Origin of the sequence: Acidimangrovimonas sediminis (genome assembly GCF_002871005.1) — a bacterium.
In the GTDB taxonomy this organism is placed as follows: domain Bacteria; phylum Pseudomonadota; class Alphaproteobacteria; order Rhodobacterales; family Rhodobacteraceae; genus Acidimangrovimonas; species Acidimangrovimonas sediminis.
The window spans coordinates 179,566-197,794 of sequence record NZ_PHSN01000004.1 but is presented as its reverse complement, the minus strand read 5'-3'; the positions used below and the strand labels follow the sequence as shown (position 1 = coordinate 197,794).

The 18,229-nt window shown below is 67.6% G+C and carries 17 protein-coding genes; 4 read left to right on the top strand and 13 right to left on the bottom strand.

Annotated elements, in window-relative coordinates:
- Nucleotides 1-45: 45 nt before the first annotated feature.
- From lpxB to pyrH, 13 genes are all read right to left on the bottom strand, one after another.
- On the bottom strand, nucleotides 46-1,197 hold the full coding sequence (gene lpxB, locus CVV76_RS03150; RefSeq protein WP_102223167.1) for a lipid-A-disaccharide synthase: 1,152 nt from the start codon (nucleotides 1,195-1,197) through the stop codon (nucleotides 46-48).
- Nucleotides 1,194-2,033, bottom strand: coding sequence for an LpxI family protein (locus tag CVV76_RS03145; protein WP_102223166.1), 840 nt, complete (start codon nucleotides 2,031-2,033; stop codon nucleotides 1,194-1,196). Before CVV76_RS03145 ends, lpxB begins: the two co-directional genes overlap by 4 nt.
- Nucleotides 2,030-2,827, bottom strand: a complete 798-nt coding sequence (gene lpxA, locus CVV76_RS03140; protein WP_102223165.1) for an acyl-ACP--UDP-N-acetylglucosamine O-acyltransferase — start codon at nucleotides 2,825-2,827, stop codon at nucleotides 2,030-2,032. Before lpxA ends, CVV76_RS03145 begins: the two co-directional genes overlap by 4 nt.
- On the bottom strand, nucleotides 2,824-3,318 hold the full coding sequence (fabZ, locus tag CVV76_RS03135; protein WP_102223164.1) for a 3-hydroxyacyl-ACP dehydratase FabZ: 495 nt from the start codon (nucleotides 3,316-3,318) through the stop codon (nucleotides 2,824-2,826). Before fabZ ends, lpxA begins: the two co-directional genes overlap by 4 nt.
- 265 nt (nucleotides 3,319-3,583) lie before the next feature.
- Nucleotides 3,584-4,426 (bottom strand): OmpH family outer membrane protein, encoded by an 843-nt coding sequence (locus CVV76_RS03130; protein WP_102223163.1) that lies wholly within the window; start codon nucleotides 4,424-4,426, stop codon nucleotides 3,584-3,586.
- A gap of 13 nt (nucleotides 4,427-4,439) precedes the next feature.
- Nucleotides 4,440-6,737: an outer membrane protein assembly factor BamA gene (gene bamA, locus CVV76_RS03125; protein ID WP_233192695.1), complete on the bottom strand. Its 2,298-nt coding sequence runs from the start codon at nucleotides 6,735-6,737 to the stop codon at nucleotides 4,440-4,442.
- Nucleotides 6,738-7,054: 317 nt separating this feature from the next.
- Nucleotides 7,055-7,192 carry a hypothetical protein gene (locus tag CVV76_RS25145; RefSeq protein ID WP_199178481.1) on the bottom strand — a complete coding sequence of 46 codons (138 nt, stop codon included), beginning with the start codon at nucleotides 7,190-7,192 and terminating at the stop codon, nucleotides 7,055-7,057.
- 243 nt (nucleotides 7,193-7,435) lie between these two features.
- Nucleotides 7,436-8,788: an RIP metalloprotease RseP gene (gene rseP, locus CVV76_RS03120; protein ID WP_102223161.1), complete on the bottom strand. Its 1,353-nt coding sequence runs from the start codon at nucleotides 8,786-8,788 to the stop codon at nucleotides 7,436-7,438.
- Nucleotides 8,789-8,800: 12 nt separating this feature from the next.
- Nucleotides 8,801-9,967, bottom strand: coding sequence for a 1-deoxy-D-xylulose-5-phosphate reductoisomerase (dxr, locus tag CVV76_RS03115; protein ID WP_102223160.1), 1,167 nt, complete (start codon nucleotides 9,965-9,967; stop codon nucleotides 8,801-8,803).
- A 5-nt stretch (nucleotides 9,968-9,972) separates the two neighbouring features.
- Nucleotides 9,973-10,767 (bottom strand): phosphatidate cytidylyltransferase, encoded by a 795-nt coding sequence (locus CVV76_RS03110; protein ID WP_102223159.1) that lies wholly within the window; start codon nucleotides 10,765-10,767, stop codon nucleotides 9,973-9,975.
- Between the two features lie 16 nt (nucleotides 10,768-10,783).
- Nucleotides 10,784-11,443: a polyprenyl diphosphate synthase gene (gene uppS / locus CVV76_RS03105; RefSeq protein ID WP_102223422.1), complete on the bottom strand. Its 660-nt coding sequence runs from the start codon at nucleotides 11,441-11,443 to the stop codon at nucleotides 10,784-10,786.
- A gap of 152 nt (nucleotides 11,444-11,595) precedes the next feature.
- Nucleotides 11,596-12,162 carry a ribosome recycling factor gene (frr, locus tag CVV76_RS03100; protein ID WP_102223158.1) on the bottom strand — a complete coding sequence of 189 codons (567 nt, stop codon included), beginning with the start codon at nucleotides 12,160-12,162 and terminating at the stop codon, nucleotides 11,596-11,598.
- A gap of 108 nt (nucleotides 12,163-12,270) precedes the next feature.
- A complete protein-coding gene (pyrH, locus tag CVV76_RS03095; protein WP_102223157.1) occupies nucleotides 12,271-13,032 on the bottom strand; it encodes a UMP kinase in 762 nt (253 codons plus the stop codon).
- Between the two features lie 135 nt (nucleotides 13,033-13,167).
- Here pyrH and miaA point away from each other — a divergent pair, with 135 nt between their 5' ends.
- From miaA to CVV76_RS03075, 4 genes are all read left to right on the top strand, one after another.
- Nucleotides 13,168-14,034 (top strand): tRNA (adenosine(37)-N6)-dimethylallyltransferase MiaA, encoded by an 867-nt coding sequence (gene miaA, locus CVV76_RS03090; RefSeq protein ID WP_102223156.1) that lies wholly within the window; start codon nucleotides 13,168-13,170, stop codon nucleotides 14,032-14,034.
- Between the two features lie 314 nt (nucleotides 14,035-14,348).
- On the top strand, nucleotides 14,349-15,110 hold the full coding sequence (locus CVV76_RS03085; RefSeq protein WP_102223155.1) for an AraC family transcriptional regulator: 762 nt from the start codon (nucleotides 14,349-14,351) through the stop codon (nucleotides 15,108-15,110).
- A gap of 273 nt (nucleotides 15,111-15,383) precedes the next feature.
- Nucleotides 15,384-17,036 carry an ABC transporter substrate-binding protein gene (locus tag CVV76_RS03080; RefSeq protein WP_102223154.1) on the top strand — a complete coding sequence of 551 codons (1,653 nt, stop codon included), beginning with the start codon at nucleotides 15,384-15,386 and terminating at the stop codon, nucleotides 17,034-17,036.
- Nucleotides 17,037-17,144: 108 nt separating this feature from the next.
- Nucleotides 17,145-18,227, top strand: coding sequence for an ABC transporter permease (locus CVV76_RS03075; RefSeq protein WP_102223153.1), 1,083 nt, complete (start codon nucleotides 17,145-17,147; stop codon nucleotides 18,225-18,227).
- The last annotated feature ends 2 nt before the right edge of the window (nucleotides 18,228-18,229 follow it).

The window sequence follows — 18,229 nt, the reverse complement described above, 5'->3', positions numbered from 1 at the left end:
TCTTTGCTTAATCTAAGAAATGCGCCATCGGAGGCCGTCACACCTTCAGGCGCGGGTCTCCAGCGCGGCGATCACCGACCGTGCGGCCCGCATTCCCGGCGCCTCGCCGCCCAGTCCCAGCCGCTCCATCGTCAGTGCCATGGCCGCGCGTTCCGCCGCCCGCTCCGGCCCCTCGGCCAGCAGCCGCTCCAGCGCCGCCGCGATCCCCGGCGCCCGGCACTCGGGACCCAGGAATTCCGGCACCGTCCGGCTTTCGGCGACGAGGTTGACCAGCGTCACCGTGTCGATCAGCGCCTTGCGCTTCATGATCTGCCAGGTCAGCCAGTTGAAATCGTAGGCGATGACCATCGGCACCGCGTTCGCCGCCAGTTCCAGCGAGACCGTCCCCGACGCCGCCAGAGCCACATCCGCCGCCGCGAAGGCCGCGCGCTTCTCTGCCGGATCGACCGTTACCAGCGTGTCGCCCGGCCAGCCCGCCACCATCGCGCCGACCGTCTCTGCCAGGTGAGGAAATGTCGGCAGTACGATGCGCAGGCCGGGCCGCGCCTTCGCCAGCACCGCAAGGCTATCGCCGAACACCGTGCCCAACCGCCCGATCTCGCCCCGGCGCGAACCGGGCAGCGCCAGCGCGAGGGGGGCGTCGCCGATCCCCCGTGCGGCGCGAAAAGCCTGCGCCTCCGCGGCGGTGGCGCGCGGCTCGGACACCACGGGGTGACCGACGAAATCGCAGGTCATGCCGGCGGCTTCCATGTAGGGTGGCTCGAACGGCAGCAGGGCGAGAACGTGGTCGATCACCTCGGCCATCTTCGCCGCCCGCCCCGGGCGCCAGGCCCAGACCGAGGGCGCGACGTAATGGATCGTCTTTTGCGCCGGCCGCACGGCCCGCACCCGGCGCGCCACGCGCAGGCAGAAATCGGGGCTGTCGATGGTGATCAGCGCCTCGGGCGCGGCCGCGACCACGGCGTCGGCGGTCTCGATCAGCCGGCGGCGGAGCGCGGGATACTTCGGCACGATCTCGGCCAGCCCCATCACCGAAAGCTCCTCCATCGGGAAGAGGCTTTCCATCCCCTCGGCCTGCATCAGCGGCCCACCGACGCCGAGGAATTCCACCTTCGGCAGCAGCGCCTTCAGCCCCGCCATCAGCGCAGCCCCCAGCCGGTCGCCCGAGGCCTCGCCGGCGATTAGGAAAAGCTTCATTCCCGCGACCAGAGGAACAGTCCGGCGGCCTCGGCCTCGGCCAGAACGGCATCGCGGCCCAGCAGCAGGACGCCCCCGGCCTCCCAGCTGATCCCGGCAAGTCCGGCGGCGGCGGCGCGGCGCACAGTCTCCGGCCCCAGCGCGGGCAGGTCCATCCGGCGTTCCTGTCCGGGCTTGGGCGCCTTGTGGAACACGCCCCTGGCCCCTGCCGGATCGGGCCTGAGCCCACCACAGGTGGCCGCGACGAAGTCGAGCATCGCATCGGTGCCGGGCAGCGCCTCGACCGCGAGGCAGAGGCCCTGCGCCACCACCGCGCCCTGCCCCACATCCGCCGCGCCAAGTGCCGCGACGATCTCGGCGGCCCGCGCCGCGTCGCGCTCATCGTCCGAGGAGGGCCGGAACGGGCCGAGGAGGCCCGCGCCCGGCACCAGATCCGGCGCGATCGCATCGGCCCCCACCACCGAGAATCCGGCCTCTTCGAACAGCCCGAGGATGGCGCGCAAGGTGGCGTCGTCGCCCGCCTGCAGCGCCGGCACCAGCGCGGGCACGATCTGTGCCGTGGCCGGATCGAACAGCATCGGGTCCAGCGCCGGGCGCCGCATGCCGCCGGCAAACGCCACCCGGGTCACGCCCTCGTCCTCGAGCTGGTCGAGAAACGGCATCAGCCGCTCCAGCCGGAAGGTGATCGAGGCCTCCACCCCTTCGGGCGGCGTCCCGTCCAGCGCGCAGATCAGCGGGTCGCCCCCCGCCGCGCGCTCCGCCCCCGACAGAAGCGCGGGCAACGCGCCGATCCCCGCGATCAGGGCAAGGCGGCCCTCTGTCGCCTGCCCGGTCATCTTGGCGTCAGGAAAGAGCGGTCGGTCTGCGCGAGGATGAAATCCGTCACCTCGCGGACGTAGTCGCTGTCGGTTTCGTCGGCCAGCCGGCGGGCGCGGTCGAGGAACGGCCCCTCGCCCTGCGCCAGCATCTGGTAGGCGGCCCGCAGCGCGGTGATGTCCGAGCGCGCCACGCCCTTGCGCTTCAGCCCCACGAGGTTGAGGCCATCGAGTTCGCCCCGCGGCGCCTGCACCAGGCCGTGCGGGATCACATCGTTGGTGACCATGGTGACCGCGCCGATGATCGCGCCCTTGCCGATCCGCACCCATTGGTGAATACCCGACAGCCCACCGATGATCACGTCGTCGCCGATCCGGCAATGGCCGGCCAGCGCCGACTGGTTGACCATCACGACCCGGCTGCCGACCTGGCTGTCGTGGCCGACATGGGCGCCGGTCATGAACAGGTTGTCGTCGCCCACCCGAGTGATGCCGCCGCCGCCCTCGGTCCCGATGTTCAGCGTCGCGCCCTCGCGGATGCGGTTGCGCTTTCCGACGACGAGGCGGGTATGCTCGCCCTTGTATTTCAGGTCCTGCGGCACCTCGCCGACCACCGCGAAGGGCCAGATCACGCTTTCGTCGCCGATCTCCGTCCAGCCGGTGACCACGGCGTGGTTCTTCAACACAACTCCGCGGCCAAGGGTGACCTCGGGCCCGACCAGCGCGAAGGCGCCGATGACGCAGTCGGGGCCGATCACCGCCCCCTCTTCGACGACCGCCGAGGGGTGGATCTGCGCGCTGGGATCGACGCTCATCCCTCGCTCCCGGCCCTGGCCGCCGCCTCGCTGCGTGACAGGTCGATCATCGCGGTGAACTCGGCCTGGGTCGCGAGGTCGCCGTCGACCTTGGCCTCGCCGAGGAACTTCCAGATCCTGCCGCCGCCGCCGCGCTTCACCGTCACGTGCATCTCCAGCACGTCGCCCGGGACGACCTTGCGGCGGAACTTGCAGTTGTCGATGTTCATGAAATAGACGAGCGGGTGCTTGTCCACGAGATCCATCGTGATCCCCACCAGAACGCCCGCCGTCTGTGCCATCGCCTCGACGATAGTGACGCCGGGCATGATCGGCAGATCCGGGAAGTGGCCCTGGAAATGCGGCTCGTTCACGGTCACGTTCTTGACGCCGACGGCGGACTGGCCCGCCACGATGTCGCGTACCTTGTCGACGAGGAGGAACGGGTAGCGGTGCGGGATGATGCGCTTGATCAGCGCAAGATCGGCCTCGGTGATCGGGGCGTCAGTCATCTCGGTCTCCTCTGGCGGCCCTGCACTCAGGGCAGGTCGTGATGCGTCTTTTGTTCGTGTCGGCCGCAATGGCGCCCGAATGTGCGGCATTCGATAGCAACAGCGTGTTCGGCTGGCAAGCCGCGCGGGGGGTGGGAATTTCCCCCGTCCCGATTTTCAGACCTCCCGCGGCTGTCCTGCGCCCGGTCGAGCCGGAGGCCTGAGCGCGACGCCGGACCGAGATAACGAACCATGCCCCCCGAACCGCGATACCGGCCTGCCCGCCTCAATTGCCCTTGCCGGCGGGCGCGCCGCCGTCACCGGCGGTGGGGTCGGCCGTCGTCTCGCCGCCGGCATCGGTCTGGGGCACGGCGCCGTTGGGTGCGACCGCCTGCCCCACGCCGGGAATCGTCACCTCCTTGGGAAGCTGTACCCCGCCCGAGCCCGACCCCGGCCCCTGCGCCGGCGGCGGCTTGGCCGAGAGATCCAGCTTGGGGGCGCCCTTGGCCCCGTCGCCGAGGCTCTCGTTCAGCCGCTCTATCGCGCGGTCCGTCACGTCGATCGTCTTGAACGACAGGAACACCGCCTGGCTGTTGAGGATCGCCACCGCCCCGCTGTCGCGCACCAGCCGCCCCAGCACCGGCAACGCGGCCTCGTAGAATCGCTGACGCTCCGCGGTGCGCCAAGCCTGGATGATGCGGTTCTTGGCGTCCTGGTCGTGGCGGATCTTCTGCACCTTGGTGTCGAAATCGTCCGCCAGCTTGCGGAACTTGTCCGGCGCCATGGTCTTGCGTTCCTCGGTGAGGGTCTTTTCCTCCGCCGAAAGGCCCGCCTCCATCCGCCGGTTCTCGGCCAGAAGCTGGGCTTGCGCGTCCTGCACGCTTCTGGCGACCCGCTTGCCGAAATCCGACTGGCTGAACATCCGATCCTGGTCGAGGGTCAGCACCGGGGTCTGCGGTGCCGCATTGTCCCCGTCCACCGGCTGCCCCATCGAGTAATTTGCGACCTGCGCCGCGGCGGGCGTGGCCGCCCCGGCCGTCAGCACAAGGACCCCCGCAAGCGCGAAGAGGGCCGCAGTCGCGGCCCCCTTCCGAAATCTGAAGGCCCCGCGGTGGATCCGCTCAGCCATCTCTCCCGCCTCCTCAGAACTTGGTCGAGATCGTCAGGTCGAAGCTGCGCGGCTGGTCGTAACTTTCCTTCTTGATCGCCTTCGAGAAGTTGAACCGCAGCGGACCGATCGGCGTGGTCCAGAAGATCGAGAAACCGACCGCCGAGCGCAGGTGGAACTTGGCCGTGTCCTGCGAGGCCGCATCCAGCATGTTGTATTCCGAAGAATTCAGCCCCCAGACCGAGCCGAAGTCCCAGAACAGGCCACCGGTGATGCCGTACTCCTCCGGCAGGCCGATCGGGAATTCCGATTCAAGCCGCAGCGACACGTACTTGTTGCCGCCGAGCGCGTCCTGGTTCGAGGCGCTCAGGTCACGCGGACCGATCCCCCAGGCCTTGAAGCCGCGGATCTTCGATGCGCCCGAGTAGCGATCCACCGCGCGCGACGATTGCTCGTCGAGCATGCTGAGCACTCCGCCTTCCAGCGTGGCGCGCAGCGTGACCTCGTCGTTCCAGATCCGGGTCTGCGCGCCGGTCATGGCCGAGGTCTTGATGTACTTGGTGTCGCCGCCGAAGCCCGCGAAATCCTGGCCGAACTTGAACACCACCCCGTCGTTCGGGTCGAGGCCGGTACGCCGCGAGTCGAAGCTGTAGGTATAGCCGAGGCTGGAGCTGGTCTTGGTGCCCTCCTCGCTCTTGAGCACCGACGAGGCCGTCGTCGCATCCGAGTCGATGTTGTTCATACGGTCGGACGAGACGCGGTAGCGCAGCTCCAGCCGGCCGTTGTTCGAGATCGGGAACGTCAGGCTGGGCTGCAGCCCGACCGAACGGCTGTCGTAATAGGTGTTGTCATAGCTTTGCCGCGTATAGAACGCGTCGAACCCGAAGGCGACGTTGCGGCCCAGCAGGAACGGTTCGGTGAAGGAGATCGACGAGCTTGCGTTGTCGACCCCGGTATTGAGCGTGAAGTTCAGCTTCTGCCCGCGGCCGAGGAAGTTCGACTCGCCGAAGCTGATCGCCGCCCCGATGCCGCTGTCGATGTTGTAGCTGACACCGAAGGTCAGCGACCCGGTGGGCTTTTCCTTGACGTTGACGTCGACGATCACCTTGTCGGGCGAGGAGCCCGGCTTGGTCGTCACCTGCACGTCCGAGAAATAGTCGAGCGCACGCACGCGGTCGGCGGCCGCCTGGATCCGGCGCGGATCGAAGGGGTCGCCTTCGGCGGTGTGGAACTGCCGCCGGATCACGCGGTCAAGCGTGGTCGTGTTGCCCTCGATGTCGATGCGCTGCACGAAAACCCGCGCCCGCTTCACCAGCGTGAAGTTCACATCCAGCGTGCCGTCGGCATTGTGGCGCGTCACCTTCGGGTCGACCGAGATGAAGTTGATGCCCTGCTGCGCGATCTGGTTCTCGATCTTCTCGATCGTGTCCTTGATCGGCACGGGGGAATAGAGCTTGCCCTGCTGCGCCTCGACCAGCTTGCGGTAGGGCGCGGCGTCGAGCCCCTCGACATTGCTCGAGACCGAGATGTTGCCGAACTTGTACTGCTGACCTTCCTGCACCGTGAAGGTCAGGAAGAAGCCCGAACGGTTGCCCTTCAGCTCCGACGCCACGTCGAGGATCTGGAAGTCGATGAAGCCGCGGCGCTGGTAGAACTGCGTCAGCTTCTGCCGGTCTTCCGAGATCCGCTCGCGCAGGTAGCTGTCGGACTGGATGAACTGGTGCAGGATGCCGGCCTGCTTGGTCGCCAGGACCTGCCGCAGCCGCCGGTCCGAGAAGCTGCGGTTGCCGACGAAGGACAGGCGCTGCACCTCGGTCGTCTTGCCTTCCTGGATCTCGAACACAAGGTCGACGCGGTTGTCGGGGCGCTTGATCACCCGCGGCGTCACGATCGCCGCGTACCGGCCCTTGGCGCGGTAGAACTCGCCCAGCGTCGCCGCATCGCTTTCGGCCTGGGTCGGCGAGTAGACCCGGTGCGCGACCGACTTGATGATCTTCTTGAGCTCGTCGTCCTTGAACCGGCTGTTGCCCTGGAAGGCGATCTGCCCGATCGTCGGATATTCCGTGACCTTGATGATCAGGGTGGAGCCCGAGGGCGTCAGCGTCACGTTCTGAAAGAGGCCTGTGCCCGCGATCCGCTGGTAGGCGTCGTTCAGGTCCGCCGCACTGACGGTCTGGCCGCGCTTGAGCTTGAGGTAGGACAGGATCGTCCCGGTCTCGATGTTCTGGTTGCCCTCGACCTTGACCGATGTGAACCGGTAGGCCTGCGCCATCGCCGCCGGCGCCGAGACCAGAATCGCCGAGCCCGACGTCGTGGCAAGGAACAGCGACATCAGCATCACGCGCGCAGCGCCGGTCTTGTGCCCAGCCCTACGAAGACGCCCGGCCCCGCGATCTTGTGCGCAAGCCGCCTGGCAACCCCAAGTGTCGTGCATCTGCTGTCCCCGCCTCTGCTTTCTTATCCTTCCCTGAATACCGGGTATGGGGGGGGATGTCAAAATGCTGGAGGCGCTTCGGTGGGGGGAAATCTGCGGAACGGAACGGCTTTTTGCCTGGTTTCGGGCATGGTCCCGTCAGCGCGGTGTCGCCCGGGCGTCATGGCGTCGCCGCCGCCCCCCGGAAGGCCGCGCCCCGGGCGCGGCGCGGGGAATCAGAGACCGGCGAGCGCCGAGCCCAGGAACGCACCGGCCAGCAGACCGACGACGATGGTCCCGGCCACGAACAGCCGGTCGAAATTGATGTTCACCAGGAGGGAAAGGCCGCGATAGCCGCTCATCACCAACTGCATCTTGTCACCTCGTCAGGGGCGTTCTCGTGGGCGTCTTCGCGGGCGACCGCGCCGCCCGCAGGGCACTATTGCCCGCTCCCGGATAAGCGCGGAATATGGCGCAAATACGGCGGATCCCGGGCGCCCTCATGGCGTTCCGCCGGGCATCCCTGTCGTTCTTTTCGCCCTGTTCTCCGGCGCCCCCTGCCCTTCGGCGCCCCCTGTCCTCCGGCAACCTTGCGCCGTCCTACCGCACGGCGGCGGTCACGGACAGGTGACGTCGTTGGTCAGCGCGAAGGTCATCAGCGCGATGATGATCAGAAGGCCGCCGCCCATCAGCACACGCAGCGCCCGCTCGCTCGGCGGGTGGCCGGTCACCGCTTCCCACAGGTGGAAGACAAGGTGCCCGCCGTCGAGGATCGGCACCGGGAACAGGTTCAGAAGGCCGACCGCCGCGGACAGCGCCGCGATGAACATCAGGAAGGTTGTCAGCCCCTGCGCCGCCGCCGCGCCCGAGGTCTCGGCGATACCGATCGGCCCGCGCAGGTTGCAGGCGCTGATTTGCCGGGTGGCGACATGGTAGAGGCCCGAAAGGCTTGTCTGCGCCGTGTACCAGATCTGCTGCACCCCCATCTTCAGCGCCTCTACCACGCCGGGGGACCGGGTCTGGAGGTCGAAGAAATAGGCGCCGCTGATGCCCATCAGCCAGCGCGTCTCGAACCCGCCGCCCGAGGTGGGCAGATCGGTCCGGCGCGGGGTCAGCGTGACCTGCCGGCTTTCGCCGTCGCGCCACACCCCGAGGGTGAGCTGCTTGCCGTCGGAACCGGAGACCGCCTTCTGCAGCTGGCTGAAGGCATAGATCGGCGTGCCGTCGACCGCGGTGATCACGTCACCATCGCGCAGGCCGGCGTCGGAGGCGGCGGAAAGCGGCGTCACCCCCGCCACCACCGGCGGCATCGGGTACGGGCCGTCGACGGTCTTCGTGCTGCCGTCCTTCTCGATCCCGTAGGATACCGTCGGACTGGGCGTCAGCCCGGCCGCCGCCTCGGCGAAATCGGTGCCGGTCGGCGTGGGCTTGCCCGCGACCGAGACGATCTTGTCGCCGGGGGCGAAGTTCTGCGCCGCCTGGCCCTCGACCCCCGGCAGCGCGCGAAGCTTGCCGATCACGGCCTGGCCCGTGGGCACGCCCTGGTACAGGAACATGCCCGCGAAGATCAGCGTCGACAGGATGAAGTTGAACATCGGTCCCGCCAGCACCGTCGCCGCCCGCGCCCAGAGCGGCGCGCCATGCATGGTCTGGCGCCGCTCCTGCGCGGTCATCGCCGCGATCTCGCCGCTTTCGCCCCGGGCCGAGGCCGCATCGGCATCGCCGGCAAAGCGCACGTACCCGCCCAGCGGCAGGAGCGCGATCCGCCACAGGGTGCCCTGCCGGTCGTGGATGGAGAACAGCGTCGGCCCGAACCCGAGCGAGAAGACCTCGGCCTTGATGCCCGACAGGCGCCCGACGATGTAATGGCCGTACTCATGGACGGTGATTATGATCGCCAGCGCAATGATGAAGGCGACGGCCTGATAGAGAATTCCATCGGTCGAAGGTAACAGCCCCAGAATATCCAACGCCCGTCCTCTCTACTGCCTTTCGCGGATCACTTCTTCCGCCCGCCTTCGGGCGAGATGGTCCATTTCCAGCACGTTTACAAGGCTGTCCGGGGCAAGAGTAAGGCCACGATCGCGCGAAAGCCGGGCAAGCGTCTCTTCCACCACCTCGGCCATCGCGGGAAAGGACAGCGCATGCGCGATGAAGGCGTCGAGGGCCACTTCCTTCGCCGCGTTGAAGGCCGCCCCGGCAAGGCCGCCGATCGCCATCACCTCGCGCGCCAGTCTCAGCGCGGGGAAACGCCTGTCGTCGGGGGCCTGGAATTCCAGCGTGGCGATCTTGGCAAGGTCCAGCCGCTCCACCGGCAGCGCCCGGCGCTCGGGCCAGTTCAGCGCGTAGCCGATGGCGTGGCGCATGTCGGCCGGCCCGATATGCGCCAAAATGCCGCCGTCGATGAAGCCCACCAGCGCATGCACGATCGACTGCGGATGCACCAGCACCTCGATCCGCTCCGGCTCGATGCCGAAGAACTCCCGCGTTTCAATGAGTTCGAGCGCCTTGTTGAAAAGGCTGGCAGAATCGATCGAGATCCGCTGCCCCATGTCCCAGTTGGGGTGTGCGACCGCCTGCGCGGGGGTCGCGTGTTTCAGCTTCTCTGCGTCCCAGCTGCGGAACGGCCCGCCCGAAGCGGTGATGATCACCCGCTCCACGGTGTCGATGTTCTCGCCCGCCAGCGCCTGGAACACCGCCGAATGCTCGCTGTCGACCGGCAGGATCGTGGCGCCGTGGCGTTTTGCCTCGGCCAGCAGCAGGGGGCCGGCGGTGACCAGGCTTTCCTTGTTCGCCAACGCCAGCGTCGCACCTTGCTCCAGCGCCCGGAACCCCGGCACCAGGCCTGCCGCGCCGACGATCGCCGACATCACCCAGTCGGCGGGCCGGACTGCGGCCTCGGCCAGCGCATGCGGCCCCGCGGCGACGCCGATCCCCGACCCGGCGAGGGCGGATTTCAGCGCGTCGTAGCAATCGTCATGCGCCGTGACCGCCAGCTCGGCATTCAGCGCCCGCGCCTGTTCCGCCAGCCGGGTGACGTTGCGCCCACCGGTCAGCGCCACGACCTGCACATCCCCCGCGCGCGAGACGAGGTCGACCGTGCTCTCCCCGATCGAGCCGGTGGAGCCGAAGATTGTGACCCTGCGCATGGCTCTCAGATCCTTACCGTGGGAACGTGGACGATCAGCGACACCAGCAGCATCATCAGCGCAGCGCCGAGGAGACCGTCGAAGCGGTCGAGGAGGCCGCCGTGCCCGGGGATCAGGTTCGAACTGTCCTTGACCCCCGCCCGCCGCTTGATCGCGCTCTCCGCGATGTCGCCGATCTGCGAGGCCAGCGCGACCAGCGCCGAGATCCACGGCAGATCGGTGCCCGCGTTGGTGAAGAACAGGAAGGCCGTCCCCACCAGCGCCGCCCCGATCCAGCCGGCGACGGTGCCCGACCAGGTCTTCTTCGGGCTGACCTTCGGCCAGAACTTCGGACCGCCGATCATCCGCCCGGCAAAATACCCGAAAACATCGGTCACGACCACAACGAGGATGAGCCAGAACAGCCAGGTTCCACCGTAGACGTCGCGAAACCAGTAAAGGCCATAGGCCGCGACCGTGGTCGCCAGGGCGTAGAGGCCGAAGATCCAGCGGTCCTTCAGGACCACCCAGGCGCCGATCGCTGGCGCCACGAGGATCAGCAGAAGCGCCGTGTCCGGCGGGATAAGCGCCGCCGACAGCAGCGACATCGACGTCAGCGCGCCCAGCGGCACCGCCGCGCGGCCCGCCCCCATCATCTGCGCCAGCTCCCAGGTCATGACACCGCCCGCCAGCACCGCCAACGTGCCGAAGTACCACCCCCCCAGCCGCACCAGAACAACCCCCGCCAGCGCCATCAGCGCCCCCGAGATCATCCGTGCCTTAAGGTCTCCCCACCGGGCCGTCGCCGCCGCGTCCGCCATGCTCGGCCTCTCCTCGTCACATCACCGCGCCGTAGCGGCGCTCGCGCCCGGCGAAACGGTCGAGGATCCGGGCAAGTTCCTCGGGCGTGAAATCGGGCCACAGCGTGGGCGCGAATTCATATTCCGCGTAAGCCGCCTGCCAGAGCAGGAAATTCGACACCCGCGTCTCGCCAGAGGTGCGGATCACCAGGTCCGGGTCCGGCAGGTCCCGGGTGTCGAGCGCCTGGGCGATCCGCGCCTCGGTCAAGGTGTCGGGATCGGCGCCCTCGGCAATCAGGCGGCGCATCGCACGTAGCATCTCGTCGCGACCGCCGTAGTTGATCGCCACGGTCAGGTTCAGTCGGGTGTTGGCTGCGGTCCGGGCCTCGATCCCCGCCATCAGGCGCTGCAGCTTCTGGTCCAGGCGGCTGCGTTCGCCGATGAAGCGCACACGCACCCCTTCGGCGTTCAGCTTCTCCGCCTCGCGCTGGATGTAGCGCGAGAAGATCCCCATCAGGCCCAGCACCTCCTCGGTGGAGCGCTTCCAGTTCTCGGTGGAAAAGGCATAGACCGTCAGCCAGCGGACGCCGAGATCGGGACAGGCGTTGACGATCTGGCGCACCCTCTCCGCGCCGCGCCGGTGGCCAACCAGTCGCGGCCAGCCGCGCTGGCTGGCCCAGCGGCCGTTGCCATCCATGATGATGGCGACATGCTCGGCCGTCCGTCCGGTTCCGTCCTTTGCCGTCTCGTCTCTGGCGGCCACTCTCGTTCCTTCCCGGATCACGCCCCGAGCCTCTTCGCGCGCGCGTCGCGTCGCCGCGTCCACGCATCCCCCCGCGTCAAGACGGTCTAGACCTGCATGATCTCCTGCTGCTTGCTCTCCAGCGCCTTGTCGATCGCCGCGATGGCCTTGTCGGTCAGCGCCTGCACTTCCTCGGCGTACATCTTGTTGTCGTCCTCGCCCATGCCGGCCGACTTGGCCTTCTTGAGCTGGTCCATGCCGTCGCGGCGCACGTTGCGGATCGCGACACGGGCGCTTTCGGCATATTGCGCGGCGACCTTGGTCAGCTCGCGCCGGCGTTCCTCGTTCAGCTCGGGGATCGGCAGGCGGATGATCGTGCCGTCGACCACCGGGTTGATGCCGAGACCGCTTTCGCGGATCGCCTTCTCGGCCTTCGACACCATGCCCTTGTCCCAGATGTTGATCGTCACCATCCGCGGCTCGGGCACGTTGACGGTGCCAAGCTGGTTGATGGGCGTCTGCTGGCCATAGGCGTCGACCATGACCGGCTCCAGCATGGTGGCCGAGGCACGACCGGTGCGCAGCGTCTGAAACTCGTGGCGCAGCGCGGTCATGGCGCCGTCCATCCGGCGTTCCAGATCATCGAGATCAATCTCGGTCGCGTCATCCGACATGGGTGTTTCCTCATCTTCTGGCCGCCGCGCGGCACGCGCCCGTGACGGGGCCGCCGGCGCACGGATACTGGCGCCCCCTATAACAGCATGGCGGGCGCTTGGATAGCGTCAGGCGTGGACTTCGGTGTAGGTGCCCTCGCCCCGCAGAATTCCGACGAAACCGCCCGGCTCGTCGAGCGAAAAGACGATGATCGGCAGCTTGTTGTCGCGTGCCAGCGCGATCGCCGAAGCATCCATCACGCCCAGGTGCTTCTGCAGCACCTCATCGTAGCTGACGCGGTCGTAACGCTTGGCGTCGGCGAACTTCTTGGGGTCCTTGTCGTAGACCCCGTCGACCTTGGTGCCCTTGAAGATCGCCTGGCACGACATCTCGTTCGCGCGCAGCGTGGCCGCCGTGTCGGTGGTGAAATACGGGTTGCCGGTGCCGGCGGCGAAGATCACCACCCGGCCCTTCTCGAGGTGCCGTACCGCGCGGCGCCGGATGTAGGGCTCGCACACCTGGTCCATCGGGATCGCGCTGATGACGCGGGTATAGACCCCCTCGGCCTCAAGCGCGGCCTGCATCGCCAGCGCGTTCATCACCGTGGCCAGCATGCCCATGTAATCGGCCGTCGTCCGCTCCATCCCCTGCGCGCTGCCCTGAAGGCCGCGGAAGATGTTGCCGCCACCGATCACCATCGAGATCTCGACGCCCAGGTCATGCACCGACTTGACCTCGCGCGCGATGCGCTGGACGGTCGGCGGATGCAGGCCGAACCCCATGTCGCCCATCAGCGCCTCGCCCGAGATCTTCAGGAGAACCCGGCGGTAGGCGGTGTCTTTCTGGGATGTCGACTTCGGAGCCTCGGGTTGCGCTGACGTCTCGTTCATGGCTGGCCTCCCCGATGGCGCTTTCTTGACTTGCGCGCAAAATGTCGGAAAACGCCGCCGGGTTCAACGACGAAACCGCCCCCACCGGCGCAGGTTTGCCAAACTGCATGAGGAATACCCCGCAACGTGCTTGAAATGCTGGATGAAATAGCACCGACGCAGCCGGTCCTGATCGCCGGTCCGACGGCCTCGGGCAAGTCCGGGCTGGCGCTGGCGCTGGCCGAGCGCGCGGGCGGCGTGGTGATCAATGCCGACGCGCTGCAAGTCTATGCCAACTGGCGGTTGCTGACGGCGCGCCCCCCCGCCGAGGAGGAGGCGCGCGCGCCGCACCGGCTCTACGGTCATGTGGCGCGCGATCAGGACTGGTCGGTGGGCCACTGGCTGCGTGCCGTGGCGCCCCTGCTGAAAGGGCCGGAGCGGCCGATCATCGTGGGCGGAACGGGTCTCTATTTCACCGCGCTGACCGAGGGGCTGGCAGAGATCCCGCCGGTGCCGCCCGCAATCCGCGCAGAGGCCGACGCGCTGGCGGCGCGGGACCTGCAGGCGATGCTCGACGGGCTCGACGCCCGGACGCTGGCGCGGATCGACACCCGCAACCCTGCACGGGTGCAGCGCGCGTGGGAAGTTCTCGCCACCACCGGGCGCGGGCTGGCGGATTGGCAGGACGAGACCGCGCCGCCGCTCCTGCCGCGCGGATCGGCGGCCGCGCTCGTTCTGGTGCCCGCGCGCGACTGGCTGGCCGAGCGGATCGACCTGCGCTTCGACCAGATGATTGCCGCGGGGGCGTTGGACGAGGTGCGGGCCGAGTTGCCGCACTGGGATCCGTCGCGCCCCGCGTCGCGGGCGATCGGCGCCCCCGAACTGATCGCGCACCTGCGCGGAGAGACCACCCTGAACGACGCCGTCGCGGCGGCGAAGCTGGCAACGCGGCAATATGCCAAGCGGCAGCGCACATGGTTCCGCAACCGGATGCGCAGCTGGCGCGCCGTTCCCCTGCCCTGATCCGGCCGTTTCGCACGGATCGTTCACGTCCGCGCAACAATGACTGCGGGGCCGCAAGCTCGCCTCCCGTCCGGGGTTTCGGTCGGCCACCGAGGGCCGACAGGCGAAGGCGCCGGACGGCAGCCCGGCGCCGACACGCGAAACCTTTACCGATTTCCGCTTTCGTTCCTGCGCATTGGCCCCTAGATTCACGGGCAATGACCGACGCAGCACGCCCCTTCAGGACGATCGCGCATTCCGCCCCGGATACCGGTGCGGGCCCGGCCCCGGCACCCGCCGGCACACCGGACAGGTCGGAGACCGCCCCCGTCCGCATGATGCCGATCCCCCGTCTGGCCGCAACCGGCCGCTGGCGGGTCGAATCCCTGCGCTCCGTGCAGGAGCCGATGCTGCTGTGGTTCACCCGGGGCCAGGGCCGGATCACCGTCGCGGGCGTGACGCGCGGCTACGGGCCGCACAACGCGATCTTCCTGCCCGCCGGGGTGATGCACGGGTTCGAGGTTTCCACCCATGTCTTCGGCACTGCCGTGTTCTTCGGCCAGGATTGCGACCTGCCGCTGCCCGAGGTGCCGCTGCACCTGCGCATCCTGCACCAGCAGCACCAGGTGGAGCTGACCGGCATCCTCGACAACATCCAGCGAGAGCTTGACGGAAAACGCCTGGGTTACGCGCGCGCCGCGCGGCATCATCTGGGGCTGCTCGGGGTCTGGATGGATCGCCAGATCGCCGCTGCCGACAGCCGCCCCGCGCCCGATGCCGCGACCCGCCTGGTCACCCGGTTCACCTCGCTCGTGGAGCGTGACTTCCGTTCCGGACAGGGCGTGGCGGAATATGCCGCGGCGCTGGGGGTCACGCCGACCCACCTGACACGGGTCTGCCGGCAAAGCTGTGGCCGCTCGGCCCATGCCATCGTGCAGGACCGTCTGCTGTTCGAAGCCCGCACGATGCTTCTGGAAACCGATCTTGCGGTCGGCGAAGTGTCGCGCCGGCTGGGGTTCACCTCTGCCGCCTATTTCACACGCGCCTTCCAGCACGCGATCGGCAAGACCCCTTCCGCCTTTCGCAAAACCGCCTGAGGCGCGTCCCCGATCCCCTTGGCCGCAAACGCGTTTCTCGCGCGCCCGCGGGGTTGACCTCGGCCCTCCTGTCGTTTCTGATATGGGCAGATGTCGCAAAACACACATCAGATGCCGAGTCCTGTGATTGACGGCGGGAGGATTCTGCGGCGCAATGTCCCTATGGAGCGCGCCGCACCGCGTCGGCGCCGAAGGGCCGGGCCGTGATCCGGGACTGAGCAAAGAACAAGTTTCCGCCAAACAAGAAACAAACCTCCAGGGAGTCGACATACAATGACGGATACGCAAGAGACCCGGGTCCATCCCGCGGCCCGAATGTATGCACGGGAATTTGCCCAAGGCGTTCTCAGCCGGCGCGAATTCCTCACCCGCGCCTCCGCGCTGGGTGTCGCCACAACCGCCGCCTATGGCCTGATCGGGATGAACGCGCCGGCCATGGCCGCCGACGAAACGCCCGTCGAGGGCGGGACGCTGCGCTGTCAGATGCAGCTCAAGGCGCTGAAGGATCCGCGCACCGCCGACTGGTCGCAGATCGCCAACTTCACCCGCGGCTGGCTGGAATACCTGATCGAGTACGACCGCGGCGGCACGTTCCGCGGCATGCTGCTCGAGAAGTGGGAAGCGAACGAAGACGCCACCATGTACACGCTCTACCTGCGCAAGGGCGTGAAATGGTCGAACGGCGACGACTTCACCGCCGAGGACGTGATCTTCAACCTCACCCGCTGGGCCGACGGCACGGTCGAGGGCAACTCGATGGCCTCGCGCATGGCCTCGATCCAGGATCCGAAGACCAAGAAGCTCAAGGACGGCGCGCTGGAGAAGGTCGACGACCACACCGTCAAGATGCACCTCAACAACCCCGACATCACGGTGGTGCCGGGCATGGCCGATTATCCGGCCGCGATCGTGCACCGCGGCTATGACGGCGGCGACCCCTACAAGAACCCGATCGGCACCGGCCCGTTCAAGCCGACCCACAACGAGGTCGGCGTGAAGCAGACGCTGGAGAAGAACACCGACAACCCGTGGTGGGGCAAGGACGTCTATGGCGGCCCCTACCTCGACAAGATCGAGTTCATCGATCTGGGCACCGACCCCTCGGCCTATGTCGCCGCCGCCTCGTCGGACGAGATCGACATGGATTACCAGACCACCGGCGATTTCGTGCAGCTCTTCGATCAGTTGGGCTGGACCAAGTCCACGACCGAGACGGCAAACACGATCTGCGTGCGCTTCAACTCCGCCGCCAAGCCCTACGACGACGAGAAGGTGCGCCAGGCGCTGCAGATGGCCGTCGACAACAAGACGGTGCTGGAGCTGGGCTACAACAACGCGGGCACCGTGGCCGCCGATTTTCACGTCAGCCCGATCCAGCCCGCCTATTCCGACATCGGCCCCTCGCCGCACGATCCCAAGGCGTCGAAGAAGATGCTGGAAGACGCCAAGATGGCCGACCACGAGTTCGAGCTGATCTCGCTCGACGACGACTGGCAATCGGCCACCTGCGACGCCGTCGCCGCCCAGTGCCGCGACGCCGGCATCAAGGTGAAGCGGACGATCCTGCCCGGCTCGACCTTCTGGAACGACTGGCTGAAATACCCCTGGTCGGCGACGGAATGGAACATGCGTCCGCTCGGCGTGCAGGTCCTGGCGCTGGCCTACAAGTCGGGCGCCTCGTGGAACGAGACGCATTTCGACAATGCCGAGTTCGACAAGCTGCTGGCCGAGGCTATGTCGATCGACGACGCCGAGAAACGCAAGCCGGTGATGGCCAAGCTCGAGAAGATCCTGCAAGACAGCGGCGTCATCATCCAGCCCTATTGGCGCCGGATCTTCCGGCACTACAAGCCCACCGTCCACGGCGCGGAACAGCATCCCACATTCGAGATGCATTCCTACAAATGGTGGATGTCCAAGGCCTGACCCGGCCCTGAGGGCGGGGGCCCGTCACGGCCCCTGCCCGCCTTCCCGGCGCCCGGGGTCTTGCCCTGACCGCGCCGTATGCCAAGGACCGGGAAAGGACAGCCAAAGATGCTGATGTTCCTAGCGCGCCGTATCGTGACGATGCTGCTGACCGCGCTCTGTCTGACGTTCATCGTCTTCTTCCTCACCAACCTGCCGCCCAATCTGGAAAAGCTTGCCAAGCAGCAGGCCTCCGTCCGGATGAGCGATGCGCAGGTGACAAGCTGGCTGGAAAGTCACGGCTACGCGCAGCCCCTGGTCACCCGATACGGCGAATGGCTGGGCGTTCTGCCCGGCTGGACCGGCACCGATGCCGACGGCAAGGCCACGGGCCGCTGCTACGCCACCGCCGGCGCCAAGGACGTGCCACGCTTCTGCGGCCTCCTGCAGGGCGACTGGGGCTGGTCCACGGTGTTCCGCTCGGGCGTGGGCGGGATCCTCGCCACGCGGCTGGGGGCGACGGGCTGGCTGATGCTCTGCGTCCTTCTCGTGCTGATCCCGTCGTCGCTGATCATCGGCATCCTTGCGGGCATGCGCGAGGGGTCGAAGCTTGACCGGTCGCTCTCGGTCGTCTCGATCGCCTCGACCTCGACCCCGGAATATGTCTCGGGCGTGGTGCTGATCGTGCTGTTCTCCTCCACCTTCACGGGGCTTTCACCGATCCTGCACCACTGGGGCTGGATCTCGACGCCCTATCTCCTGAAGGGATCGGCCACCTCGGCCATGAGCCATATCACCTTCGAGAACTTCACCCTGCCGGTGCTGACCATCTCGCTCTACGGGATCGGCTACATCGCCCGGATGACCCGCGCCTCGATGACCGAGGTGATGACCGCGCAGTACATCCGAACCGCCCGCCTCAAGGGGGTGAAATTCCGCAACGTCGTGCTGAAACACGCGCTCAGGAACGCGCTGATCGCCCCCTTCACGGTGATCATGCTGCAGATCCCGTGGCTGCTGAACGGCGTCGTCGTGACCGAGACGCTCTTCAACTACAAGGGCTTCGGCTGGACGCTGGTGCAGGCGGCCTCGAACAACGACATCGAGCTTCTGATGGGCTGCTCGGTCGTCGCGGTGATCGTCGTCCTGCTGACGCAGCTGATCTCCGACATCGGCTACGTCTACCTCAACCCCCGCATCCGGCTGTCGTGAGG